The sequence below is a fragment of the Porifericola rhodea genome (assembly GCF_030506305.1).
Classification (GTDB): domain Bacteria; phylum Bacteroidota; class Bacteroidia; order Cytophagales; family Cyclobacteriaceae; genus Catalinimonas; species Catalinimonas rhodea.
Window position 1 is genome coordinate 4959590 of sequence record NZ_CP119421.1, and the last position, 24426, is coordinate 4984015.

Here is a 24426-nt window from a genome sequence, read left to right on the forward strand (position 1 = left end):
AGCCCTTTATTATTAGGAGATCAGGCTTTTTCTACCTCAAACTCATAATTTTCCATAATCACATTAGCCAGGAGTTTCTGGCAGGCCAGTTCTACTTTTTCTGAAGCTTTCTGCTCATTTTCCGCTTCTACCTCCATGGTGATGTGCTTACCGATCCGTACATCATGTATTTGGCTAAGTCCCAGATTTTCCAGTCCCAAGCGTACCGCTTTACCCTGAGGATCCAAAATTTCCTTTTTAGGCATGATATTGATCTTGGCAATAAAATTCATATGCTCTTGTAGATTAGATAATTATTTGTGGCTGCAAAAATAACAATCAAGATGACTTACCGGGGCTGCTTTGCCATGAATTTTTAAAAATTGATAAAAGTATGTACAAAACAATCACCAAAGGAATAGCAATAATGTTGAGCACCAGCACCAAAAGCAGAGAAACAAGCATAAAACTATATTTCAGCTTATTCTTTTGCCAACCAAAGCCATCAAACTTAAATGCCATAAGCTCTACTTCCGCTACGAGCAGGTATGAGTCTACCATGACAAGGATAATCAGAAAAAGATAACTCCCTACCATCTGGTCTACCAAGGTGTAATGACTTAGCGGTAAAGCACTGATTAACAGCGCACTGGCAGGTGTAGGCAATCCAATAAAGCTACTCGTCTGACGAGTATCCACATTAAAAATAGCTAGTCGCAGAGCAGAAAAAGCCGCTATAGAGAAAGCCAGATAAGCCAGTACACTTAGGTCTGCGGGTAAAGCAACTTCCAATAGTGAGTACACGATATATGAGGGCAAAACGCCAAAGCTTACCATATCGGCCAGAGAGTCCAGCTCTCCTCCTATTTTGGAGTACGCTTTAAGAGCACGAGCGCTCATTCCATCAAAAAAATCAAAAATAGCAGCCACCCAGATCAGGTACGCCCCCACTTCCAGCCTTCCTTCCGATACCATCACTATTCCTACACAGCCACTAAGAAGATTACAAATTGTTAAAAAATTGGGGATATGTTTTACCATAGAATTATTAGAGAGATTCATTTTTACATTAAAAAATTCCAGGCTCTTTTAAGAGAGGATTTTTGATAGTTACAAATTTGTATATTATTTCACATAAATCCACTTAAGCACAAGTACAATACATGATATATGACTTTTTCATCGTTGGCCAAGGCATCGCAGGCAGTACATTAGCCTGGCATTTGCACCAAAAGAACGTCTGTTTTAAAATATTTAACCTTTCCCAAAAAAATTCTTCCTCTATGGCTGCCGCCGGTCTTTATAACCCGGTTACTGGCCGTAAAATGGTGAAGACCTGGAATGCTGACGAGCTTTTTCCCTATCTGGAAGACTTTTACCAACAGATTGAACAGTTTACCCATAGCCGCTTTCTTTATCCAAAGCCAATTTACCGCCCTTTTGTTTCGGTGGCAGAGCAAAACGATTGGCTGGCTAAGGCTGACAATAAAGCTTTTGCTCCTTACGTTGAAAAGGTAGCTACCAGCAGCCTTTTTCCGGATGCATTGTACGACGATTGGGGAGGCATTTTGCTCAAGCGCTCCGGCTACCTGGATGTACCTGCTTATCTACAGGCCAGTCAGACTTTTTTTATAAGCATTGGAGCCTATCAGGAAGATAAGCTGGACTGGTCAGCGCTTAATTTAGAGAATGATTATGTACAGTACAAGGGGCAGAAGGCGCGTTGTATAATTTTTAGTGAAGGCCCGCAGGCTACTGCCAATCCTTATTTTAAGTGGTTGCCTTTCAGGCCGGTAAAGGGCGAGATACTCTTTATTAAACCGGAAAAAGCTCATGAGGTAGTCTTTAACCGCGGCATTTTTGTACTGCCAATTGGAGAAATTTCAAAGGTAGGCTCCACCTACGATCACGAAAACCTGGATAGTAAGCCCAGTGATAAAGGAAGAGCATACCTGGAGGAAAAATTACAAAAATTGTGTAAGTTACGCTATACGCTAAGCGCACAAACTGCCGGCGTAAGGCCTGCCACCCAAGACCGAAAACCTTTTATAGGAATTCATCCTGAGCACAAACTATTGGCTATTTTCAATGGTTTAGGAACGAAAGGAGTATCGCTGGCACCCTATTATGCCAGGCAGTTTGTAGACCACCTTCTTGAAGCAGCATCTCTGGATCAAGAAGTAGATATTAAAAGATTTTACCATCTGCATAATTCAGCATTGAAATAAATGAACAGATTTACACAAGTTTCTCTGATATTACTCTTAACAGGCTGCTGCTTAAGTGCTCACGCTCAATTTAACCAGACTGAATTTGGTAAAAACAGGGTTCAATACAAAGACTTTAACTGGCGTTTTTACAGCTCTGATAATTTTGATATTTACTTCTACGAAGGTGGCCAGGATAATGCTCTGATTGCTGCTAAATTTCTGGAGAAAGAGTTTGAGCGCATTACAGATATCATTGGCTATGCACCTTACTCTAAAACCAAAATTTTTCTTTATAACTCTAATAAAGACCTGCTACAGAGTAATGTAGGTGTAGGGGGTAAAAAATATACTGTCGGCGGACAGACTGATTTTGTAAAATCGCAGGTGGAAATCGCCTACCCCGGCACCATGATCGCCTTTAAAGATGAACTGGTAAAGCAGATTTCTGAAATGCTGATCAGTGATATGATGTTTGGCGGTAGCCTCACCGATATGTTTCAGAGTGCTTATCTGCTTAGCCTGCCCGAGTGGTTTATACAAGGCGCAGCCCGATACATCGCAGAAGGATGGAGCATAGAGATGGATGACTTCATGCGCGAACAGCTTCATGAAAACAACAACTTGAAACTAGGTAAGCTTACTGGAGAAGATGCTGCTCTTGCAGGGCAGTCTGTCTGGAATTTTGTCGCTAACCGCTATGGAAAAAGCAGTATTTCCAACATTCTTAACCTTACTCGTATTATCAGAAATGAAGAAAGCAGTATTGTAAATACGCTTGGTATTCCGTACAAACTTTTTCTAAGGCAGTGGCAATCTTACTACGCTGAAATGGCAGCACATGTAGGAGAATCTTACATATATCCCAATGAAGATTTTAAGCTTCGTAACAAGAACAGAAAAAACTATACCTATAATCGTGTAGCTTTCAGTCCTGACGGTACTTTTCTGGCCTACTCAGAAAACTACAAAGGCAAGTACAAAGTAAAGGTGCGAAATACAAAAACCGGCAAGACCAAAACAGTTCATACCTCAGGCTACAAAGTAATTAATCAGGAGTATGACCCTTCCACCCCCCTGCTCAACTGGAGTAACAACCAGACCCTGAGCATTGTGGGCTATGAGAAAGGGAAAAATTTTATGTGGCTCTATAATACTGGCACCAAGAGCAAACGCCAAATTACCCTTGCGCGCTTTAGCCAGGTTAAGTCACTAGACTTTAATTCTAATGGTAGGCTGGCTATTATGAGTGCTGACCTGAATGGACAAAACGACCTGTTTTTATACAATCCTAACAGGAATACCTTCAGGAGAATTACCAATGATATTTATGACGATCTCTTTCCTCGTTTTATTCCCAAAACAGATAAGATCGTGTTTAGCAGTAATCGCCCGGAAGACTCACTCTACTACGCAAACCAACCCGCAAGAGAGATTCAGCTGAATACCGATATAGACGATAACTTCAATATTTTTATATATGAGGGAGAACCTGAAGACTCACTGCTAAACCGGGTAACAAACACGATTAGCATAGACACTAACCCTATACCTTTAGATGAAAACACAATCTACTACCTGAGCGACCAGCGAGGTATTTACAATGTTTTTAAGTACGACCTTAAGGACAGCCTTTTTAATCAGGTATCTAATTACGCCTTAAGCGTGCAGGACTACGACATAGATTTTTCTAATGACGCTCTTTCGTTTGTAATGCTGTCAGAAGAGGAAGACTATGTTTACCTGGATGATAACTATGATTTTGACGCGAATATTTTTACGCCCAAAACCATGAGGCAGGAGGCAATTCAGGCTAGAGTGATATCTCAGCGCATGTCTGAAAACAGAAAGAAAAGAAGTCAGCAGAACCTGGTAGATACCACTAATACCGAAGCGCCTGATGAAAATGTACTCCCTACAGATAGTACAATGACAGTCATACCCGACTCATTAGCTACTGATAATATTACTCAGGATATGGCACTTCGCCTACCAAATGCTGTACCTCTGGATAGCAATATGGTCAATACCGAAGATTATGATTTTGAAAGCAGCGAAGCAGATACATTAATTGATACTGATAATTATGTATTTGAAATCCCTGAAGCCGATGAAACGGAAGAAGGCGATATCTCTACTGATAATTTCCGCTTTGAATCTGACGAAGAATCTGGTATCGGCAATTCTTTTCTGGCTCGCTACCGCCGCTTACAAAAGGAAACCCGTATAGATGGTCCCTTTCCTTACGAAACCCGTTTTAGCGCTGATAACATAGTTACTTCTTTAACGGTAGATCCTTTACGACGCTTCGGATTTAACATTCAGGTGCAGATGAATGACATGCTGGAAAACCATCGCTTTTACGGAGGGTTGGTTCAGTACACAGACCTACAAAGCGGAAATATATATGCAGAATATGAGTACCTGAAGAACCGCGTGGATTTAAAAGCTCGTTATGAGCGCAATGGCTACCTCTTCAATGTAGGGGATCGGGATATACAAAAGTATACCATGAATATGTTTAAGCTGGGTGCTTCTCTTCCGTTTAATGTTACTACCCGCCTGGAGTTTAACCCATTCTATACCAATACCTACTTTATTGATCTGTCGCTGGTAAACAATGATGTGGAAAGCAACTTCCATTATGGAGGAATAAACGCAGGGCTGGTGTTTGACAACACTCTGGTTAGCGGGCTCAAAAACTTTGAAGGCACCAAAGCCAAGCTGTTTTTTACTCACCACCAGGGGTTGAACGATGCCGACAAATCATTTAGCAATATAGAAGTTGACGTGCGCCACTACCAAAAGCTGTATCGTGATATCACACTGGCAGTGCGAGGGTTTTATGGCAACTTTTTCGGCAGCAATGCTCAAAAATATCTTATGGGTGGTATGAGTAACTGGCTGTTCTTTAATACAGACCAGCAGGAAGAAAATGACCCATTAGCTATAGAAAGAAATGTAGACAACAGCAACATACTGTTTACCCAGTTTACTGATCTCAGAGGCTTTAATTACAACAAACTCAATGGTACGGATGTGCTTACCTTTAGTGCAGAGCTAAGACTGCCTATCGTTCGCTTTTTTTACCGAGGCCCCATTGCCTCAAACTTTTTCAGAAACCTTGAGTTTGTAGGATTTTATGATGTGGGATCTTCATGGACAGGTACAAGCCCATTTAGCGAGAAAAACAGCCTCAACACAGAGGTGATCAAAGATGGAGGACCTTTTATCGCGGAGATTAGCAACTTTAAAAATCCCTGGCTCCAAAGTTATGGTGCCGGAGTACGCACTGTATTGCTGGGTTATTACCTTAAATTTGACGTAGCATATCCTATAGAAGATAATGTTGTGGCTGAGAAGCCTAAATTTTACCTGACATTAGGGTATGATTTTTGACTTGTTAAACGAAACTTACAAAAGAGTTTCAACTAAATTTTTTTATTTTATGAAAAGAATTCTGTTTTTAACTACTGCATTGACCCTATTTGCATTCTCTAGTTATGCACAATTATTCACATTTGGCCCCAAAATCGGATTAAGCAGCTCTAAAGTTAGAGTGATGGAAGATGTTGAGGGTATAGCTTCGGGAGACTCCGAAGTTGGTTTCCATGCCGGGCTTTTTGCCAGAGTATCTGTTTTAGGATTTTATGTACAGCCAGAAGCCATGTTCACTTCAGCTAAAGGCAATATTGTACTAGACGAAAGTGTAACTAATAACGCTGAATCCATTCAGGAACTTAGCTATAACAAGCTAGATGTACCAGTAATGCTTGGTTTCAAAATCGGGCCGCTGCTAAGAGTAAATGCAGGCCCTACCTTTAGCTTTATTCTGGATCAGGATATTCGCTCAGAGGGTGCTGCCGCAGTGGAGGATGTCAGCCAAAACTACAATGATGCTAATGTTGGCTACCAAGTGGGTGTAGGTCTGGATATTTCCAAAATTGTCATAGACCTTAAGTATGAGAATAACCTTAATGCTTTGGGTGAAAGCGTAACTATTGGTGGGCAGGAATTTGAAACTGATATGCGTAATCAGCTGATACAACTTTCATTAGGCTACCAGTTATTTTAAAATAAAACACCAGCAATACATAAGCCACTTTCGGGTGGCTTTTTTTATGCCGTAGCCATTTTATTCCGCGCAGAAAACAGTAAGTAAACCAAGCCAAATACTGCAAGCAAAGCACCCAGGCCATAGGCATACACAAAACGACTGGGATCATTGGCATAAATCCAACCAGAGAATAAAGCCCCCAGACCAATACCAGCCTCTAAAGCAATATACATAGTAGCCATACCCCTGCCCCTATGTTTTTCGTGACTCAGGTCAATAGTCCATGCAAAAATGGTAGGTGTGTTCATGCCAGTGGCTAGCCCGAATACAATGGCAGAAAATAGAAAAAATTCCACCGATGTAGCAAAGCCCAACATCAGCATGGCCACTACCAGTATAGAGGTGGATACTCTGAGTACCTGAATGCGCCCATACTTGTCAGAGGCTTTACCCGCAAAAAAGCGTACGGCTACCGAAGCAATTGTAAAAAAGGTATAGAACAGACCTCTGTTTTGAATGCCCAAAGAGTCACTAAAGTCAGGAGTAATGGTAAGTACGATGCCGAATGAAAACGCCGTAAGAAGAAGCACAATACATGGAGCAATCACTCGTGGCTCAAAAATCTCATGTTTTTGCAACTTTAAAAAAGAGAGGCGAAACGCCTGTTTATCTTCCAGGGTTTCTTTCATTCCTGCCAGAATAATTACTGAAAGTATAGCCACAGCAGATGAGGTATAAAACATCATCTCTAAAGAAAAATGATTTGCTACGAGGCTACCAACCGCAGGACCACTAGCCATACCCAGGCTACCACATAAACCTAAAATTCCCATAGCCTCGCCACGACGAGTCGCAGAAACCACATCTGCCACATAGGCCGAAGTACCGGTAGGTTTAAAGCCGGTAGAAAAACCATGAAAGAAACGAAGTAACAGGAAAAGAAAAACGGATGAAGCTAACGGATATAGAAACCCTACTAAAAAGCATACTACCGCACCAAAAATCATTACCGGAATACGACCGATCTTATCAGCTAGTTTTCCGCTAAAAGGACGCGATAATCCAGCTGTTAGTGTAAACAATGCGATAATCAGCCCTTTATACTCTCCTCCCCCCAAAGATTCCAGGTAGGCAGGCAGCTCAGGAATGATCATATTAAAGCTTGCAAAAAATAGATACGAGCTCAGACATAGGAGTCCAAACTGTAAATTGTAAATAGACTTAGTTTCAGACATTAATAATATAGCTTATGCCGTACATTAAAAAAGTAAGGATGCGAGTAAACGATAATATTTGCTTAATCCAGCAATTAAGTAATAAGTTGCTGTTAAAAACAAAGAAAAAAGCTAACCATTTCTTAACACTATAGATCAGCGTATAATGTTCGGCTTGATCAGCTACAATTCCTCAGTCTAAACTGATGCAATACCTAGAGAAAGTCACAGGGGTTTACTGGCATAAAATCCTTAAAACAATACCTACCAAAACATATTATATAATTGATTGTTAGGAGAATAGAATGCATTTATAACGCAAACTTTTTTTTGACATGAACGGAATTAAAGATAAAAAGATCGCATTTTTAGTAGCTAACGGATTTGAAGAGGTAGAACTTAGCGACCCCATAGAGGCATTAAAAGAAGCAGGCGCAATAACTACAATTGTTTCTATAGAAGAAGAAAAAGTAAGAGCCTGGGATAAAACTGACTGGGGAAAAGATTATTCTGTAGATCTGCATATTGATAATGCGGAAGCTAATAATTTTGATGCTCTGGTACTACCTGGAGGTCAGCTAAATCCTGACTTTTTGAGAATGAACACCAAAGCTGTGAACTTTGTGAAAGCATTTGCTCAGCAAGAGAAGCTAATTGCAGCCATTTGCCATGGCCCATGGATGCTAATTGAAGCCGATCTTGTAAGAGGTAAACGCATGACATCATATCCTTCTATTCAGACTGATATGAAGAATGCGGGTGCAAACTGGGTAGACGAAGAAGTAGTAGAAGATCAGGGAATAATCACCAGTAGAAAACCAGATGATATTCCAGCGTTTAACAAAGCTATTATAGAAGCTTTTGAACAGGTGACAGCTTAGTCCATTTCATCAAATTATAGACAAAGAACCGGTACACCACCGGTTCTTTTTTTATGCCACAGCGTCTGTTTTCTCAAACTGCCTGATTTCTTCAAGAATATCTATAGCTTTTGTAATCTGTTTGCCTCCGGATCCGCTTATGATTTTACTCATCCATCTTTTATGTACATGTTTAGTGCTTAGTTTGCGAAACAACCAAATGGTCAGCGGCACAAATACTACTAAAGTAATTGCTCCCTGCACTAACCACCAGTTTTTATCTGCCACTTGCACCATATCTAAATCCAACAGAAGTTTGCTCCAAAAAAGTGTATGGGCCATATAAAGTGGCAAAACTAAAATGCTTAAACGAAGGTATCTGATAATGCACAGCCTGAGTTTTTGCAAACGCTTTTGTATTTCCAGCACTGGAGCAGAATAATCTATGCTGTGAATTATTTTAAGTTGTTCAATCGCGCTAATCGCGATCAACAAAGTCCAGCAGAAAAGTATAAGTCCTGCCGCAGCAAAATAAATGCTTTGAATGTTTTGATATACGAAGCTGGCATACAAGATCATTAAAGATCCGCTAATGACAAGGGAAACAACATTGAGCCCGCTTACATAACTAAGCTGTGATTTTGCCTTATCAAAATTAGTTTGACGCAATAGATGCATATTGAGCTGCCAGTTTCTTTCTATTTTCTGATCGTACTGAGCCCAAATATTTTTAAGGTCTGTGAGTTCCATAATTAGTAGGTTCCAGAGAGGTAAAATATTGTTTTAACTTTTGCTTAAGCCTGTTGAGCTTGGTCCCAACGTTACTAACAGAGATATCTAAAATACCTGCGATTTCATCATAACTATGATCGTCCAGATAAAGAAGCATGAGGGCACGATTCATTGAATCAAGCTTATTAATAAATTGCCTTAACAGGTGTATATCTTCCCCCATTTCATGAGCATCTTCATCTGCGATACTAAAAAAATCTTCTTGCCACTGCGTACGCTTACTTTGCCGCACATGCTCTTTCCGATAATGAGAAATAGCAACATTCAGCGCTATACGGTAGATCCAGGTACTCAGCTTAAAGCGATCATCGTACTTAGGAAAGCTCTTCCAAAGTTGTACAATAACCTCCTGTACCAGATCTTTTCTGTCTTCATGATCTGCGCAGTAAGAGTTACATACTTTAAATATGATGCGCTGGTGATGCTCCAGTACCTGTAAGAAATTCTCTTTGTTTGTTTTCATAGCATAAAATCCACTGGTTCAGTTGGTGGCTTGAGGCTATTACCAGAGTTTGTGCGCACATCATTCTAAAGTGTAAGCCTTTTATCAACAGTCTTTACCCATTATTCGCATGAGCTACTAAAAAATCACATCCTTTATATTTTTTTTTACAATGACATCAATTTCTACTTCTGTCAGGCATATGTTATTATCAGTAGAAATATGTATCATTAAGCTTGTATGCACATCTAACCTATAGTACAAAATGCAAAAACTTTTAGCCCTATTGCTCTGCTGTTGTTTGCCTGCCCTGGCGCTGGCCCAGCATGGTAAAGTTTACGATAACTTAAGTATGGAAAGTAAGATACTGAATGGCGAACGCAAATACGCCATTTACTTACCGCCCGACTACGAAACTTCTGAACGTTCCTACCCTGTACTTTACCTGCTCCATGGTGCTGGTGACGATCAGACGGGTTGGGTACAGTTTGGCGAGGTGTTACATATAGCCGACAAAGCTATACAGGAAGGAAAAGCCACGCCTATGATCATTGTAATGCCTGATGCAAATACCGGACGTAGAGGTTATTTTAACAGTATACAAGGCGACTGGCGCTATGAAGACTTCTTTTTTGAAGAGCTTATGCCTCACGTAGAACAAACCTATCGTATTAAGAGTGAAAAAAGATATCGTGCTGTCGCAGGTCTGTCTATGGGGGGAGGTGGCTCGTTTATGTATGCACTGCACCATCCTGAGCTATTCTCTTCTGCCTGTCCGCTTAGCGCCAGTACTGGTCCGGTAGACTTAGATGGAGCCGAGCGCTACCTCAGCTTTATGGGTATTGAGAATGCCAGCAAGGCACAAAAGGAAGAGTACTATAACAAATACAGCGCTCTGGCTTTGATTGAGAACATGCCGGCAGAAGAAGTTGAATCTGTACGTTGGTATATTGACTGTGGTGACGACGATTTTTTGTACGAAGGCAACTCACTGGTACATATTGCCATGCGTAAAAAAGAAATACCTCACGAGTTTCGTATCCGGGACGGTGGCCATACCTGGACCTACTGGAGAGAAGCATTACCTACTGTGCTTTCATTTGTTTCTGATGCCTTTCACCAGTACTAAACACCAATAGTAGGCTATGCCTTGCCAGGGTGGTGAGGCTTAGTTCTTCACTTTAATTTCCATCAGTTTTTCTGGCTGGGCTATTGCTGTAAAGCCCACTTTTTGGTAAAGCCCATGAGCATCATCAGTACCTAAACGCCAGATTTTAATATTGGTGAGGGCTTTATCTTTTAGAATATATTCCATCAGCATACGTGCAAACCCTTTTCCCCTATGTTTCTCTCCTACAATAACATCTAAGATGTACGCCATAAAAGCATAGTCTGTAAGTAATCTGGCATAGCCTACCTGCTCATCAGCATAATATATTCCGTAGTTTCGTGAGTGTTGTATACAACTCTTCATTTCTTCCAGACTTCTGTCTTTCGCCCAGGGTGTTTGTTTCAGACACTGATGAACATATTCAACATCTATCCTTTGTATATCAGTACTGACTTCTACCAATGATAAGTCTGTCATAGCTTGTATTTAACAGAAAATTTTTGAAATTACTAAATAACTGCACTTACGCATTTAAACCTACAAAGCGGAAGACTTATAGTCTTTCATTTTGAGTTAAGGAAAAACATCATCACCTTAGCAGTGAACGTTAACGCTCTAAGCTAGGTTAATTATGTAGCTCCGAAACGTCGGAGTGTTTGTTTCATTATAAAAATCAACAGATATGGCTAGATCTCAGAATAGCTTCATGAAGAAGCAACGCGAAAAGAAAAAGCAAAAGAAGAAAGAAGATAAACTACAAAGAAAGCAGGAGCGTCAGGAGAGTTCTAGCGGAGAGCTGGACGATATGATTGCCTATGTAGATGAGTTCGGTAACATCTCTTCTACCCCCCCTGAAGAGCAGGACGAAGTTACTGCTGAAGATATAGACCAGGCTGGTACCAAAAACTAGTCCGTTGAATATGTTCCTTCAGTTAAGAGTTTTCAGACTGCCGATAGTCCACTGCCTTTAAGTTACCGTCTTCATCACGAATGTGTGTTTCCATATTATCAACTATATCAGTGTTTTGTGCTGATACACATCGCCAGAAGCCAGCTTTACGCTGCAATACAAATGTGAAGATGGTACGGCGCTCACCCGCAAGTTTAACTTTATGGATGGCAGTCTGACCACTTAACCTCATCTTAGCCAGTACTATAGCTACCCCTTCGCTAATCTTATTTACTTTTGTACGTATTACCTTCAGCGAAGAGTCTTTAAAAATTGTACTCAGCCCATAAGCATGGGCTTTTTTTATATCTTCTCTATTGTGCCACCACAAGCCTGTCACATTAACAAACTCGGCTTTTTCTTCAAAAAGGCCAGCGATAGCTTCAGCATCTCTTCTATTCCAGGCCTCAGCAAATAGTTTGGGAACATCTTCTGGCAGCTCAGGCTTAGGATCATTCATCAGCTGTATTAGTTTTTGCTTATCAGCTTCCACCAGTAACTATCAGGGTAGTTTTGTGTGGGTAGTTGTATAGCTTCTCCCAGTTGGGGCGTAGTTATTGGCTGATTAAGTCTTTTCGCTTCTGCACTTACCCTTTTAATTGAATCGTCCCAACTATGGAGGGATAGTACAAATGAGCCCCAGTGGATAGGCATCATAAGTGAGGCTTTCACATCCAATGCTGCCTGCACGCTCTGCTCTGGCATCATATGTATTGCCTCCCAACGTGGGTCGTACTGACCACATTCTACCATTGCAAAATCAAAAGGTCCATATTTTTCTCCTATCTCTTTAAAATGTGGACCATACCCACTGTCACCGCTAAAATAGATATTCTCTCTGGCTGACTGAATAATCCATGATGCCCAAAGCGTATTGTCCCGGTCAAAAATTCCTCTGCCAGAAAAGTGCCTGGCAGGAGTACATACCAGTTTTAGGTCCGCTAACTGCACCTCATCCCACCAATCCATTTCATGAATTTTTTCTTCAGCTACTCCCCAAGTCTTCAGGTGATTTCCCACGCCAAGGGGGGTATAAAAATGGTCTACCTTGTCTTTCAGTTTTTGTACCGACTCATAGTCCAGGTGGTCGTAATGGTCATGAGAAATAAGCACCATATCTATGTGTGGCAATGATTCCAATGTGATAGGTAAGGGACTAAACCTCTTTGAACCCAATAGTGGATGCGGCGAGGGGGTATCGCTCAGCATAGGGTCCAGCAGTATATTTTTTCCTTCCATCTCCAATAGAAGAGCTGAATGTCCCAGCCAGGTAATCTGGGTAATATGCTCTGCTCTATCTGCAATTTTAGCAGAATCTACAGCTTGTACAGGTAGCTCAGCTGGCGGCTGAGCATTAGGTGTTCCTTTAATATAATCACCAATAAGGCCAATATAGTCTGTAAACCCCATATTCATCTTAGTTTCTATCTGGTTTACAAATTTCCCTTCTGTATACTGAGAAGAAGCCGCGTACTTTACCTTCTGACCAGCATCTGGCTTGCCACCAAATACAGGGCTAAGATTAATAAACAAAAGCCCGACAATTACGACCAAAAGGATACTACCTATCAATACTACTCCTAACATTTTAAATACTTTATTAAGTAAGCGCATATGAAGCTAAATTCTATGATAATGTTTGTACGTTAATTCGTACAGTTTGTATGTCGTGCTTCTTAATAAAATATTCTAGCGAGCAGTCTATATGCAGCTGAATCTAAAGGTATTTGTCTATATACCGCTTAAGTTGCTGGTCAAATTCAGGATGCCCTGGCCCAGTGGATTGCTGCCCTAGAATTTCTCCACTAGGTGAAATAAACACATATTTTGGGAGCGCAATAAGTACCATCTGTGTACTATCAATCTCTAGCTGGGAGTACATAAAAGAAAATAAAGCTTGGTTTTCATTACTTCCCAGCCAGTAGTTATTTCCTTTCCATTTGTTCTCCTGCAGAAAAGCTTTCCACTCATTATGGCTATCGTCAACTGATATACTTATAAAGCTTAGCTGATCTTGAGGATATTGATCAGAAAGCGCATGAAATTTAGGCGTAGCCTGTAGGCAGGGAGAACACCAACTTGCCCAAAAATCAATAACCAACAAATTACCCTTCCAATAGCTGGTAGAAATGGTACTACTATCACTCGTATAAATATTAGCTACAGGCAGTTGTTTTCCACTTTGCACTACTTCCATTTTTTCTAGCTTGCTAAGAGTTTTAAAGTGTTGTGGATCAATGGAGGAAGCTTCCACAGGCTGAGAAGAGGGCTGACAAGCTAACTGCGTTAAACATACAAGTAGTTGTAGTGAGACAAACACGCTTTTTATCATTATAATGTGAGTTTTTACTTTTAATTTAAGGCATTACTCACAATAAATTTCTAAGTTTAGATTTATTTTTTTCCTCCATTATCTGGTATATAAGTATGCCCAGTAGATAAGCAAAGCTTGCATGGGTAGACGAAGAAGGGTAAGTAACACTCCCCTACCTTTGGCTTTTGCCTTTTGAAAATGGTATACGTTTGCCGGAAACACTACGATTAGTAAAGCAATTATCCCCCAGGCAGACCAGGATCGCGTAACTTCAAGGCACAAACCCAGGCCTAGCAGTATCTCTACAAACCCTACTATCTTATTAGCTGTAGCAGGGTATGGCAGCCAGGGCGGGGTAATTTTAAGGTAGAGTTTGGGGTTTACAAAGTGGTTGATACCTGCTAAGAGATAGAGCCCAGCCATTAGATATAGTAGATAGATATTCACAACAACCAATTAAGTTTAAAGCACAGAAATGCTTGTAGTGAAAGTGAGGTATGTTTATTTTTTGTACTTATCATTCAATCCTTTCTTAGCTTTAATCATCGGTATAACTTTCTCCAGACGGTTTAACCTGGTCTCTTCGCGCTTTGCTTCGGTAATATACTCCGCATATTCTCTCTGTTTAGCTTCACTTAGTTGGAAAAACATCTGATTGAGTTCAGGAGATTGGCTAAGTGCGTCTTTTAAAAGAGCAGGAATTTGTGGAGGAGCTTTTTTTGCAATTTTAACTTTTTTCCCTGCTTTCTCATTAGCGATCGCTTCTTCCAGATAGGCTTTCAGGAGTTGGCCGTCAATTTCTTCCACCGAAGTAAATCTAAGTTGACGCATGGCCTGGGTTTTACCCTCCTGCGCATTTACAAGTAGCTGATGTTCATCTTTAAGCAACGCTCCCTGAAAAAACCAGATACCAGCGTATTCTTTAAATGAAGCTATACCCGCTACATTCTTCCCCCTGATGGTATAGGTAGGTATGCCCCACTTTAGCGTTTCCTGCATTTCGGTAGCTAGTGCTATGGCTCTCAATTTTTGCAGCAGGCCTTTCTTATCAGCATGCTTTTGTATGTAGGCCTCTATTTTCTGCTGGTCATTCATAGGATGCTGTTCATGGTTTTGCACGAAAGAAACTGTTAACCAACAATAAGCAAAAATGATCTACCTTTTATAAGGAATACCGGAGAAATTAACCGATGGGGAAGATATTAACACTTAGCATATAAATCAGACTAAAATATGCAATAAAGTGAAGGAGAGAAATGTAGTAATGGATAGAGAAGAAAGGATGTGCTTTTGAAAAGCAAGAAGTAAAAGTGCGTGAAATACAGCCTTCACGCACATTATTTACTTATGAAACCTGCTTCTTGATATTGGCTATCTTCTTATGAGAAGCTACAATACCCTTAATCAGGGCAGAGCTTAGCCCGTTATGCTCCATTTCATTAAGACCAGCGATAGTACAGCCGCGCGGGGTAGTCACTCTATCAATTTCAGACTCAGGGTGTCGTCCACTTTCTATAAGCAGTGATGCAGCACCTCTACAGGTTTGCATGGCTATAGCCTGTGCTTCTTCAGCATCAAAGCCCATTTCAATTCCGCCCTGTGCGGCAGCACGGATAAACCGCAGGGCAAAAGCAATACCGCTGGCTCCTAATACGGTCGCAGCAGCCATCAACTCTTCTTCAATAATTAGCGTACGGCCCATTACATCAAATATAGATTGCACTTTTTCCAATTGGCTATTATCTGCAGTTTTGGTAGCGATGCAGGTCATAGATTCGCGAATAGCAATAGCCGTATTAGGCATGGCACGAATGATAGGAAAGTTATCTCCAACTTTAGCCTCTATCTCATCTATAGCCAGGCCTGTAATGGTAGAAACCAGTACATGCTGTTGAGCATTTAAAACGGCTTTGATCTGATCCAGCAAGTGATGGAGTTGCTTTGGCTGTACACACAAAAAAATTAACTCAGAGCGCTTTACAGCTTCTACATTATCGGTAATTACTTCAATACCTTTATCCAGCAGTTCGTCTACGCCATGAATTTTACGTCGGGTAACTACCACATCCCCCTGCTGGTAGTTACCGGTACTCATTAAACCCAGCGCAATGGACTGCCCCAGGTTTCCTCCCCCTAGTATTGCTATTTTTCTACTCATGATTTTATAGGTCTGGGCCGAGCTAAAATAATTATCCACAAGACTCTGTCGCAGGATAACATTTCCATTCTTCGGCAGTTTGATTGTGTATATACCCTTACTTAGGGTACATTTTAATGAAGATTACTTTTTAAACTTAAACGAAATGGACGAGCAACTTTTTTGGGATATAACCCTGGTTTCTGCAATCTCTGCGATTGTAGCCGGAATCATTTACCTAATCAGCATTGTATGGTCATATAATGACGCTAAAAAAAGAGGCGTAAATGGCCTTATTGTAGCATTGTTAGTAGCTTTTTTAGCCTGGCCTCTTAGTCTGATCGGATGGATAGTATTACGTCCTTCCAAAAAAGAATACCAGCATCACTAAAAGAAGCTGGCCTTCAGGTTTAGTCCTGTATTTTCCGCTAAACCAAACATCAGATTCATATTATGCACTGCCTGCCCCGAAGCTCCTTTAAGCAGGTTGTCAATCATACTGATAGTCAATAATGTATCCTGATGCTTTTGCAGGTAGATAATTCCTTTATTGGTATTGACTACCTGCTTAAGGTTAGGGTTTACCTCAGAGATATGTACAAATGGCGCATCTTCATAGAAGGTGTTGTACAGTGTTTGTACTTCCTCTAAACTTTGCTCTATTTTAGTATAGATAGAAGCATATATTCCTCTGGTAAAGTCTCCCCTCATAGGTAGGAACATAAACTCATTTTGATAGTCGGGCTGCAATTTACCTACACTTTGCTTAATCTCTCTCAGGTGCTGATGCTCAAATGCTTTATAGACCGAGATATTGTTATTTCTCCAGCTGAAGTGTGAGGTAGCAGAAGGTTTTTGCCCTGCGCCAGTAGATCCGGTAATAGCATTGATATGCAGGTCACTCTGCAACCAACCAGCATGTGCCAGAGGAATAATACCCAACTGAAGGCAGGTAGCAAAGCATCCGGGATTAGCAATATGCCGGGCTTCTTTGATTTTGTGTTTGTTTAGCTCAGGTAAGCCGTATACAAAGTCATTTCCTTCGGCATCTAAACGAAAATCCTGACTTAGGTCTATCACTTTTACCGAATCGGGCACTGGGTTTTCTTCCCAAAATACCTTGGCCTCCCCATGCCCTACGCACAAAAACAAAACATCTATATCATAAGAGAGCTGATCGGTAAAGCTAAGAGCAATGTCACCAATCAGGTCCGTATGTACCTGGGTAATGGGGTTGCCCTTATTGCTCTTACTATGTACGTAGGCAATCTCTACCTGTGGGTGGTGGATCAGAAGGCGAAGCAGCTCACCAGCGGTGTATCCTGCTCCTCCAACTATACCTGCTTTAATCATTGTCGTGCTCAAAGGATTGGTAGATTTTATTCTGATTAGACAAGATTTTGGTAAAGCCTTTAACGTCGGTTCCCGACCAGGCCAAATTCATTTCTCCGTACTGACCATATTTGGAGGCCATCAGGTCAAAAGGAGACTCTATACCAATAAGCTCAAAACGATAGGGTAGCAACTTAACTTCAACAGTACCGCTAACTCTCTCCTGAGAGTGCTCCATAAAAGCTTCCATATCGCGCATCACAGGATCCAGGTATTGCCCTTCGTGCAGCATCATACCGTACCAGTTGGCGAGCTGCTCCTTCCAGTACTGCTGCCACTTTGCCAGGGTATGCTTCTCCAGCAGATGGTGAGCTTTGATGATAATGACAGGAGCTGCCGCTTCAAATCCTACTCTACCCTTTATACCGATAATGGTATCTCCTACATGTATATCACGACCAATAGCAAAAGGCTCAGCAAGTGTCTGAAGTTTAAGAATGGCATCAACCGGATTACTAAATTCCTGATCATCAATACCTTTAAGCTCTCCTTTTTCAAATTTTAATTTAACTGACTGGGGCTCTTCTTTTTTCAGTTGACTGGGGTATGCTTCCTCAGGAAGCGACTTATTAGAGCTCAATGTTTCTTCTCCACCGACACTGGTACCCCATAAACCTTTGTTAATTGAGTATTTAGCTTTTTCCCAGTTAACATCTACTCCTTTAGCCTGTAGGTAAGCCACTTCTTCCTGACGAGAAAGACGCTGGTCGCGTATTGGAGTAATGATAGAAATTTCAGGAGCTAAAATACTGAATATCAAATCAAAACGCACCTGGTCATTACCTGCACCTGTACTACCGTGTGCAATAAAGCCTGCACCTATAGATTTGGCATATTCAACGATAGCTATCGCCTGAAAAACTCGCTCTGCAGATACTGAGAGAGGATATGTATTGTTCCTGAGTACGTTACCGTAGATAAGGTAGCGAAGGCACTTCTGATAAAAATCATCAGTTTGGTCTATAGTTTTGTGATCGCTTACTTCCAGCATCCGGGCCTTAGCAGCAATTTCATCTAACTCTTCCGCAGAAAAGCCTCCGGTATTTACGATTACTGAATGAACTTCATACCCCTGCTCAGATAGATACTTGACACAATAAGACGTATCAAGACCACCACTGAAAGCAAGGACCAGTTTTTTGTTATTTTCCTGGTTTTCAGCTTGTTGTGTAGCCATTATTGAATTATAAATTTAACTTACTAAAACTTTCTTTTGGGAGTATTTTCTTAGAAACGAATGCTGTTTCAGTCTAAGCCAACGCTCGTACTTCTTCAGATGGTTACGCACATTAGACTGAGACTTAGCTTTCGTTTTCTGCGGTTCTTTGGCTTTTGGGTCTAAAAGCATAGCTGTACACAGACAGTTGCTTCTATTGTTTCGGGTAAGTATATCAAAGTTAGGACAGCTCTGGCAACCTTTCCAGAATTCGTCATCTGTAGTGAGCTCAGAAAAAGTTACCGGACGATACCCCAGGTCGGAGTTGATCTTCATTACCGCAAGGCTAGTTGTAATACCAAAGAGCTTGGCATCAGGATATTTTTTGCGAGAAAGTGCAAAAGCCGCTTCTTTAATTTTGGTAGCCAAGCCATGCTTACGGTAATCTTCGTTAACAATAAGCCCAGAGTTAGCAATATACTTATTATGCCCCCAGGTTTCTATATAACAAAAACCTGCTACAGTATCTTTATCCAGGGCAATAATAGCTTTGCCCTCCATTATTTTACGACGGATGTATTCGGGAGGTCTTTTAGAGATACCAGTTCCCCTCTTACGGGCAGCGTCTTCAATCATGACGCTAATGGTCTCAGCAAACTGAGTATGTATTTCCTTGGCGACTTGTATCGAAATATTCATTGACACATCTAAATGTAAAAAAGGTTGTTTGCAAAAAAATAAAGAAAATCAGGGAGGAGAGCGTTACCACATAGGTATCGCGAGAGCATACTAGACCCTGTCGGGCCTGAAGTGCCTTAGAGATGGAGCGGTCAAAAGAAAAGGGTATGTGCTTAGTACATACATTGGCTATCTCTCAAAATGATTTAGAAGCATAAAGTTATGCAAACAAAATACGTATTACAATTAATTCATTCATTTATATAAAATTTCAAAATTATTTTCTCACTTCATTGAAATACTTTAATTAAGTAAAGCTAATCCAAAAAAGAAGTACAGGATTTAACTATCATACTACAATCTAACATAAATGTTGCCCAAAAGATGAAATTCCAGATTAAGATCCACGACAAAGGGAACATATAGATGTTGTATTTTAGTTGTTGATCTTACAATGATTTGCATAAAATAGCATTAGTGACGAAATCGCGCATCTAAGACTAGTTCATGACCTCCGATAAATCCATCAGCATAGACAGCCAGAGAATAAACATACGGGATCAGCATTTAATACTGCTCCCCCAGAAAGCCATTTTTTGGGAAGAACGCTCTTACCTCATCCTTACCGACTTGCATTTGGGTAAGGCAGGGCATTTTAGGAAGGCAGGAATTCCAATCCCGCGTAGTGTACATCAAGCAGATTTACAATGCTTACAACAGCTAATTGAGAGGCACCAGCCTACAGCCGTACTAATGTTGGGTGATCTGTTTCATAGTGAAATAAACAATGAGTGGAATGACTTTCGCCTTTTTTTGCAGCAAAATGCAGGGCTAAACTTTCTGCTGGTTAAAGGTAACCATGATATACTGCCAGAAAATGCCTACCAGGAAGATAACCTGAAAGTATATCAGGAGCATTATTGCTATGGTCCTTTCCACTTTAGCCATCATCCTCTGGAAAAAGAAGAAATACAAAGCGGACTTTATAATATGGCTGGGCATGTGCACCCTGGCTATAAGGTAAGTGGTAGAAGGGGGCAGCATATCAAGCTACCAAGTTTTCATTTTTCTACATACGGAGCTCTCTTACCTGCGTTTGGGCGCTTTACCGGATGTGTACACATTCCTAAAGAAGTGAATGATGAGGTGTACATTATAGTACCTAAGCAGGGAAATGAAAGTAAGATCATGAAAATAAAATAGAGCCTATGTCTCTGTTACTTCTGAACGGCCAACATTCAATACTAAGCTTGAGTTATAAGTCTTTCTATTTTTAAACATGCAAAAAGCTATAAAAGCTGAAGACACTATTATAAAAATAATAGGTGATGATGGCAGGTTTCCTAACAACTCCAAACTGCCAGTAATAATCTATCGTCAGGCTATAGACAGCAGTGCAGTATCTGCTGAGATAGTAGAAGCTTTATTTGCGAGTAATCGGTGGCGTCATTCATGGAGAAATGGCATCTACCCTTATCATCATTATCATAGCACAGCTCATGAAGTTCTGGGCATTTATGATGGTCACGCTAAAATACAGTTAGGAGGGCCTGAAGGCATTTCTCTACAGCTCATGGCGGGAGATATCATCATCATTCCGGGGGGTGTAGCTCATAAGAATCTAGGCTCTTCCTCTAATTTTGCATGTGTGGGTGCTTATCCGATAAATCAAAATTTTGATATGAAGTATGGTAAGGCTGAAGAACGTCCACAATCTATTGCTAATATTAGAGCATTATCTCTACCAGACACCGATCCGGTTTATGGAAAGGACGGCGAACTGATACGAGCGTGGTTAAAGTAAGTTCTTCTAACAATTTTGCTTCTTTAACTCTTTAGTAGTCATACACTTTTTTAACTAAGCTGAGACTGCAAATTAATGGGTAACTCAGCAGCGGTTTCATTAATTTTTTATACACATGGCAGAACAGCTTTACCTTTGGCTGGGAATAATCGTACTGTTTAGTACCATTCTTGACATTATCATTACTACCCTCTCTCCCAAAGGAGCAGGTTTTTTCTCTAAATTATTAATCAATGGTGTTTGGAGAGCCTTATTATGGCTGACTGGAAGAAACGGTAGGAACTCAATACTAGATTACTACCCTACATTTATTTCGGTGGTAATGCTTACCACCTGGATAGCTCTACTCTGGATGAGCAACTCTATGATTCTGATTTCAGACCACGACTCTATTCTTACTACCAATAAAGTTCCTGTTACTACTATAGAAAAAATTTACTATACGGGCTATACCCTTTCTACATTAGGCAACGGAGAGTTTGTGCCTTCTAACAATTTCTGGAGAATTTACACTAATCTGCTTGCCTACACAGGCTTGCTTATGATTACTATAGGCATTACTTATCTTGTACCCTTACTACAGGCTGAAATACAACGAAGATCTCTTTGTCTGCATATTTCATCCTTTGGAAAGTCAGTAGAAGAAATGCTGATCAGAAACTGGAACGGCAAAGACTTTAGTATGCTTTCCGATCACTTTGATGACCTTAGGCAGGAAATTTTTTACCTGGGTCAGAACCATAGAGCTTACCCTATTTTACACCATTCTCATAGCTACATCAAACATACATCTACCTCAATTACTATCTGTATGCTGGATGAAATGCTCACCATTATCAGCCATGCGGTTCCTCAGGAATGTTGGCCTAATCGCACGTCCCTTAAAGCGTTGCATATGGCGGTAAGCGCTTACCTTTCTACCTTAAATGGCGCGTTTATCCAGGCATACAAAGTAGAACCTCCTTTACCCGATTTTAACTGTTTGAGAGAAGCGGATATACCTATAATTATGAATGAAGAAGAAATTAAGGAATGTTATGAAAAATATGCTCAGCGCAGAAGACTACTACATGGACTGCTCAAAGCAGATGGATGGAACTGGGATGACCTTCAGTTAAGTGAGATTACTATAAAAGAATAGTTTACCATGAGTTTATACCAGACTCTTTTTGTAGTTACAGTACTATTGGTATTTGGAGGTCTGTTCATTAAAAAAATACGGCAATGGTATCTTAGCGAGCCTATGCTGGCGATGTTTGGAGGCATATTGTTAGGGCCTTATGTGCTGGATGTACTTCACCTGGAAGCGTTGAAAAACGCTGACAGCATGATACAAACTGCTACCAAACTTACTATAGCGCTGGCTTTGGTAGCCACAGCATTGCGTATTCCTTTCAGCTACCCCAAAGATTTCAGGCAGACGCAGTCGGTTATACTAAGCCTGGGTATACTGTTGATGTGGGCATTATCCTCTGTATTAGTGTATATTTTCTTTCAGCTAAATATTGGCCTGGCGTTACTGGTGGGCGCTGTTATCACTCCTACCGACCCAGTAGTCTCTTCAGCTATTATCAGTGGAGAGTTTGCGGAAAAATACTTGCCTCAAAAAATCAGGGATACCATTTCATTTGAGTCAGGGGCTAACGATGGATTAGCCTACCCCATTGTATTATTAGCAATTTATATTTTAGGTTACAGCGAGGCTGCTAACGTGTGGGACTGGATCTTAAAAGTGGTGCTTTGGGAAAACCTGTCAGCCTTTGTGATAGGGCTGCTCAGTGGTTACCTTCTAGGAAAACTGATGAGATTTGCTGACAAAAAAAATTTTATGACTAGCCAGACACTACTCCCTTTTGCGCTGGCTGCCACTTTTCTAGTACTCTCTTTTTTAGAACTTATACATACGAATAGTATCATTGGTGTTTTCGGTTTTGGACTTATGCTAAACCATGCTATCTCTAAACGTGAACGTCTGGAAGAAGAAAAAGTACAGGAAAGCATGGAGCGACTTTTTACAGTACCCATCTACTTTTTGTTTGGTCTCTACCTCCCCATTAATGCCTGGTCTGAGCTTGGAGTTATACTTTTAATAGCGTTTGGTTTAAGTATTATGCTCTTCAGGAGAATACCTGCTTTTCTACTAATTAAACCTATTCTAAAACATTTTTCTGATATTAGAGATGTTACAATATTAGGATGGTACGGTCCTGTTGGAGTGGCTGCAATTTTTTATGCAATGCATACGCTTCACCTTACTCCTTACCGAGAAGTTTGGCATTTGACCAGTTTTGTAGTGTTTACTTCTACAATTGTTCACGGATTGAGTAGCTTGCCCCTGGCTCGCTGGTACCACCTATCCAGGCAGAAAAAAGACTAACTTCTTTAATGCCTGTTTTTAGCTATCTTTGTTTCAAAGTGTGGAACACAAATTTTTTAAGCATAAACTAATTATCAATATTGAGAAATACTGACCAAACTCCTTTAGAGCGCATTTTTCAACACCTTAAAGAATACATATCCGCCCAAAAAAATCTGTTTCTGACAATTGTCTCTAAAAAGGGTGGAGATGTGGTGTATGGTATTGTACTGGCATTAATCCTGTTTTTTATACTCTGCTATTTTTTAATGATTTTTAGTATCGGAATAGCTTATGGTATAGGAGCATGGATTGGAAATATCTTCCTGGGCTTTATGATAGTATCTGCACTATATTTACTGGCAGGTGTACTCATTTGGGTATTCCGTGATAGCATGTTAAGAGTGCCCATTTTTGAGAAATTTTTATCATTTGTAAACACTGACAAAGAAGAAGCTCATGAGCAAAAAAAATAGCCAAAAGAAATACGAGGAAATAAAAGCCTATTATAAAAAGCAGGCTGAAGCTGTTGAAAAGGAGCTACACATGGATCTGGTAGCCGTACGTCATGAGTATGTGCCTCACCACCTGAAAAATAAATTTTTGACAGGCTGCGCTATTTTTGGCTCCATGTATCTGGCTGAAAAGTTAATTTTTGGCAAACGACTGCCCAGAATTGTGCGTTTTACGACATCTTTATCAGCCATCGTTTGGGCACCAAAAGTTTATCAAAAAATTCACGATAAAATTACTGGAGTTGGCGAACAGGCGCCAATAGAAATGGAAGTGTTTGAAGATCAGTTAACAGAAGAAGATAGACTAGGATACGATGGTATGCCAATATTGGAAGAAGAGGTTGAGCCCAAGCCCCTTCCCGAGCAGGATACGATATTGGACACTCCTCAGCAGCCTAAACTACCTGATGAAAACGTAATTGATAGCCCTCAGGAAACGGAAGATAAAAATAAGCCTTAAGGA

General features: G+C 40.6%; 28 protein-coding genes. 13 read left to right on the forward strand and 15 right to left on the reverse strand.

Annotated features, from left to right (window positions below; genetic code table 11):
* Nucleotides 1-20: 20 nt before the first annotated feature.
* Together purS and pssA are read right to left on the reverse strand one after the other, a co-directional pair.
* Nucleotides 21-272, reverse strand: coding sequence for a phosphoribosylformylglycinamidine synthase subunit PurS (gene purS / locus PZB74_RS20325; RefSeq protein ID WP_302239058.1), 252 nt, complete (start codon nucleotides 270-272; stop codon nucleotides 21-23).
* Between the two features lie 46 nt (nucleotides 273-318).
* On the reverse strand, nucleotides 319-1020 hold the full coding sequence (gene pssA, locus PZB74_RS20330; protein WP_302239059.1) for a CDP-diacylglycerol--serine O-phosphatidyltransferase: 702 nt from the start codon (nucleotides 1018-1020) through the stop codon (nucleotides 319-321).
* 122 nt (nucleotides 1021-1142) lie between these two features.
* On the opposite strand from pssA, the gene PZB74_RS20335 reads away from it, so the two are divergent.
* The 3 genes from PZB74_RS20335 to PZB74_RS20345 are packed head-to-tail and all read left to right on the forward strand — an operon-like array spanning nucleotide 1143 to nucleotide 6261.
* Nucleotides 1143-2207, forward strand: a complete 1065-nt coding sequence (locus PZB74_RS20335) for an NAD(P)/FAD-dependent oxidoreductase (RefSeq protein WP_302239060.1) — start codon at nucleotides 1143-1145, stop codon at nucleotides 2205-2207.
* Nucleotides 2208-5585 carry a TolB-like translocation protein gene (locus PZB74_RS20340; RefSeq protein WP_302239061.1) on the forward strand — a complete coding sequence of 1126 codons (3378 nt, stop codon included), beginning with the start codon at nucleotides 2208-2210 and terminating at the stop codon, nucleotides 5583-5585. It begins immediately after the preceding gene.
* A gap of 49 nt (nucleotides 5586-5634) precedes the next feature.
* Nucleotides 5635-6261, forward strand: coding sequence for a porin family protein (locus PZB74_RS20345; RefSeq protein WP_302239062.1), 627 nt, complete (start codon nucleotides 5635-5637; stop codon nucleotides 6259-6261).
* Nucleotides 6262-6305: 44 nt separating this feature from the next.
* On the opposite strand, the gene PZB74_RS20350 is transcribed toward PZB74_RS20345, so the two are convergent.
* Entirely contained in the window at nucleotides 6306-7478 is a 1173-nt protein-coding gene (locus PZB74_RS20350) for an MFS transporter (RefSeq protein ID WP_302239064.1), read from the reverse strand.
* Between the two features lie 314 nt (nucleotides 7479-7792).
* Between PZB74_RS20350 and PZB74_RS20355 the strand changes: the two genes are divergently transcribed.
* Entirely contained in the window at nucleotides 7793-8338 is a 546-nt protein-coding gene (locus PZB74_RS20355; protein ID WP_302239065.1) for a type 1 glutamine amidotransferase domain-containing protein, read from the forward strand.
* Between the two features lie 51 nt (nucleotides 8339-8389).
* On the opposite strand, the gene PZB74_RS20360 is transcribed toward PZB74_RS20355, so the two are convergent.
* Complete coding sequence (locus PZB74_RS20360) at nucleotides 8390-9067, reverse strand: hypothetical protein (RefSeq protein ID WP_302239066.1); 678 nt, start codon at nucleotides 9065-9067, stop codon at nucleotides 8390-8392.
* Nucleotides 9048-9572, reverse strand: coding sequence for an RNA polymerase sigma factor (locus tag PZB74_RS20365; RefSeq protein WP_302239067.1), 525 nt, complete (start codon nucleotides 9570-9572; stop codon nucleotides 9048-9050). The genes PZB74_RS20360 and PZB74_RS20365 overlap by 20 nt, the downstream gene beginning before the upstream one ends.
* A gap of 244 nt (nucleotides 9573-9816) precedes the next feature.
* On the opposite strand from PZB74_RS20365, the gene PZB74_RS20370 reads away from it, so the two are divergent.
* Nucleotides 9817-10680, forward strand: coding sequence for an alpha/beta hydrolase (locus PZB74_RS20370; protein WP_302239068.1), 864 nt, complete (start codon nucleotides 9817-9819; stop codon nucleotides 10678-10680).
* Nucleotides 10681-10719: 39 nt separating this feature from the next.
* Here PZB74_RS20370 and PZB74_RS20375 read toward each other — a convergent pair whose 3' ends face one another.
* A complete protein-coding gene (locus tag PZB74_RS20375; protein ID WP_302239069.1) occupies nucleotides 10720-11139 on the reverse strand; it encodes a GNAT family N-acetyltransferase in 420 nt (139 codons plus the stop codon).
* A 205-nt stretch (nucleotides 11140-11344) separates the two neighbouring features.
* Between PZB74_RS20375 and PZB74_RS20380 the strand changes: the two genes are divergently transcribed.
* Entirely contained in the window at nucleotides 11345-11572 is a 228-nt protein-coding gene (locus PZB74_RS20380) for a cold-shock protein (RefSeq protein WP_302239070.1), read from the forward strand.
* Nucleotides 11573-11594: 22 nt separating this feature from the next.
* On the opposite strand, the gene PZB74_RS20385 is transcribed toward PZB74_RS20380, so the two are convergent.
* The 6 genes from PZB74_RS20385 to proC all read right to left on the reverse strand — a co-directional run bounded on the left by PZB74_RS20385 (nucleotide 11595) and on the right by proC (nucleotide 16083).
* On the reverse strand, nucleotides 11595-12071 hold the full coding sequence (locus PZB74_RS20385) for a YybH family protein (RefSeq protein ID WP_302239071.1): 477 nt from the start codon (nucleotides 12069-12071) through the stop codon (nucleotides 11595-11597).
* Between the two features lie 8 nt (nucleotides 12072-12079).
* Nucleotides 12080-13225 carry an MBL fold metallo-hydrolase gene (locus PZB74_RS20390; RefSeq protein WP_302239073.1) on the reverse strand — a complete coding sequence of 382 codons (1146 nt, stop codon included), beginning with the start codon at nucleotides 13223-13225 and terminating at the stop codon, nucleotides 12080-12082.
* Between the two features lie 103 nt (nucleotides 13226-13328).
* The gene (locus PZB74_RS20395) at nucleotides 13329-13943 is read right to left on the reverse strand and encodes a TlpA family protein disulfide reductase (protein WP_302239075.1); all 615 of its coding nucleotides are present in this window, start codon (nucleotides 13941-13943) and stop codon (nucleotides 13329-13331) included.
* Between the two features lie 78 nt (nucleotides 13944-14021).
* Nucleotides 14022-14372, reverse strand: a complete 351-nt coding sequence (locus PZB74_RS20400) for a DoxX family protein (protein WP_302239077.1) — start codon at nucleotides 14370-14372, stop codon at nucleotides 14022-14024.
* A gap of 54 nt (nucleotides 14373-14426) precedes the next feature.
* The gene (locus PZB74_RS20405; protein ID WP_302239078.1) at nucleotides 14427-15044 is read right to left on the reverse strand and encodes a YdeI/OmpD-associated family protein; all 618 of its coding nucleotides are present in this window, start codon (nucleotides 15042-15044) and stop codon (nucleotides 14427-14429) included.
* Between the two features lie 226 nt (nucleotides 15045-15270).
* Entirely contained in the window at nucleotides 15271-16083 is an 813-nt protein-coding gene (gene proC, locus PZB74_RS20410) for a pyrroline-5-carboxylate reductase (RefSeq protein WP_302239080.1), read from the reverse strand.
* A 145-nt stretch (nucleotides 16084-16228) separates the two neighbouring features.
* Between proC and PZB74_RS20415 the strand changes: the two genes are divergently transcribed.
* The gene (locus PZB74_RS20415) at nucleotides 16229-16453 is read left to right on the forward strand and encodes a hypothetical protein (RefSeq protein WP_302239082.1); all 225 of its coding nucleotides are present in this window, start codon (nucleotides 16229-16231) and stop codon (nucleotides 16451-16453) included.
* Here PZB74_RS20415 and argC read toward each other — a convergent pair.
* The 3 genes from argC to PZB74_RS20430 are packed head-to-tail and all read right to left on the reverse strand — an operon-like array spanning nucleotide 16450 to nucleotide 19309.
* The gene (gene argC, locus PZB74_RS20420) at nucleotides 16450-17427 is read right to left on the reverse strand and encodes an N-acetyl-gamma-glutamyl-phosphate reductase (RefSeq protein WP_367281451.1); all 978 of its coding nucleotides are present in this window, start codon (nucleotides 17425-17427) and stop codon (nucleotides 16450-16452) included. The genes PZB74_RS20415 and argC overlap by 4 nt on opposite strands.
* Entirely contained in the window at nucleotides 17408-18631 is a 1224-nt protein-coding gene (locus PZB74_RS20425; RefSeq protein WP_302239083.1) for an argininosuccinate synthase, read from the reverse strand. The genes argC and PZB74_RS20425 overlap by 20 nt, the downstream gene beginning before the upstream one ends.
* 15 nt (nucleotides 18632-18646) lie before the next feature.
* A complete protein-coding gene (locus tag PZB74_RS20430; RefSeq protein ID WP_302239084.1) occupies nucleotides 18647-19309 on the reverse strand; it encodes a GNAT family N-acetyltransferase in 663 nt (220 codons plus the stop codon).
* 486 nt (nucleotides 19310-19795) lie between these two features.
* On the opposite strand from PZB74_RS20430, the gene pdeM reads away from it, so the two are divergent.
* From pdeM to PZB74_RS20460, 6 genes are all read left to right on the forward strand, one after another.
* Nucleotides 19796-20491 (forward strand): ligase-associated DNA damage response endonuclease PdeM, encoded by a 696-nt coding sequence (gene pdeM, locus PZB74_RS20435; protein ID WP_302239085.1) that lies wholly within the window; start codon nucleotides 19796-19798, stop codon nucleotides 20489-20491.
* Between the two features lie 76 nt (nucleotides 20492-20567).
* Nucleotides 20568-21092 (forward strand): cupin, encoded by a 525-nt coding sequence (locus PZB74_RS20440; RefSeq protein ID WP_302239086.1) that lies wholly within the window; start codon nucleotides 20568-20570, stop codon nucleotides 21090-21092.
* 115 nt (nucleotides 21093-21207) lie between these two features.
* Entirely contained in the window at nucleotides 21208-22233 is a 1026-nt protein-coding gene (locus tag PZB74_RS20445; RefSeq protein WP_302239088.1) for a potassium channel family protein, read from the forward strand.
* A 6-nt stretch (nucleotides 22234-22239) separates the two neighbouring features.
* A complete protein-coding gene (locus PZB74_RS20450) occupies nucleotides 22240-23469 on the forward strand; it encodes a cation:proton antiporter domain-containing protein (protein ID WP_302239090.1) in 1230 nt (409 codons plus the stop codon).
* A gap of 80 nt (nucleotides 23470-23549) precedes the next feature.
* Nucleotides 23550-23924 (forward strand): phage holin family protein, encoded by a 375-nt coding sequence (locus tag PZB74_RS20455; protein ID WP_302239092.1) that lies wholly within the window; start codon nucleotides 23550-23552, stop codon nucleotides 23922-23924.
* Nucleotides 23908-24423, forward strand: coding sequence for a hypothetical protein (locus PZB74_RS20460; protein ID WP_302239093.1), 516 nt, complete (start codon nucleotides 23908-23910; stop codon nucleotides 24421-24423). Before PZB74_RS20455 ends, PZB74_RS20460 begins: the two co-directional genes overlap by 17 nt.
* Nucleotides 24424-24426 lie beyond the last annotated feature (3 nt).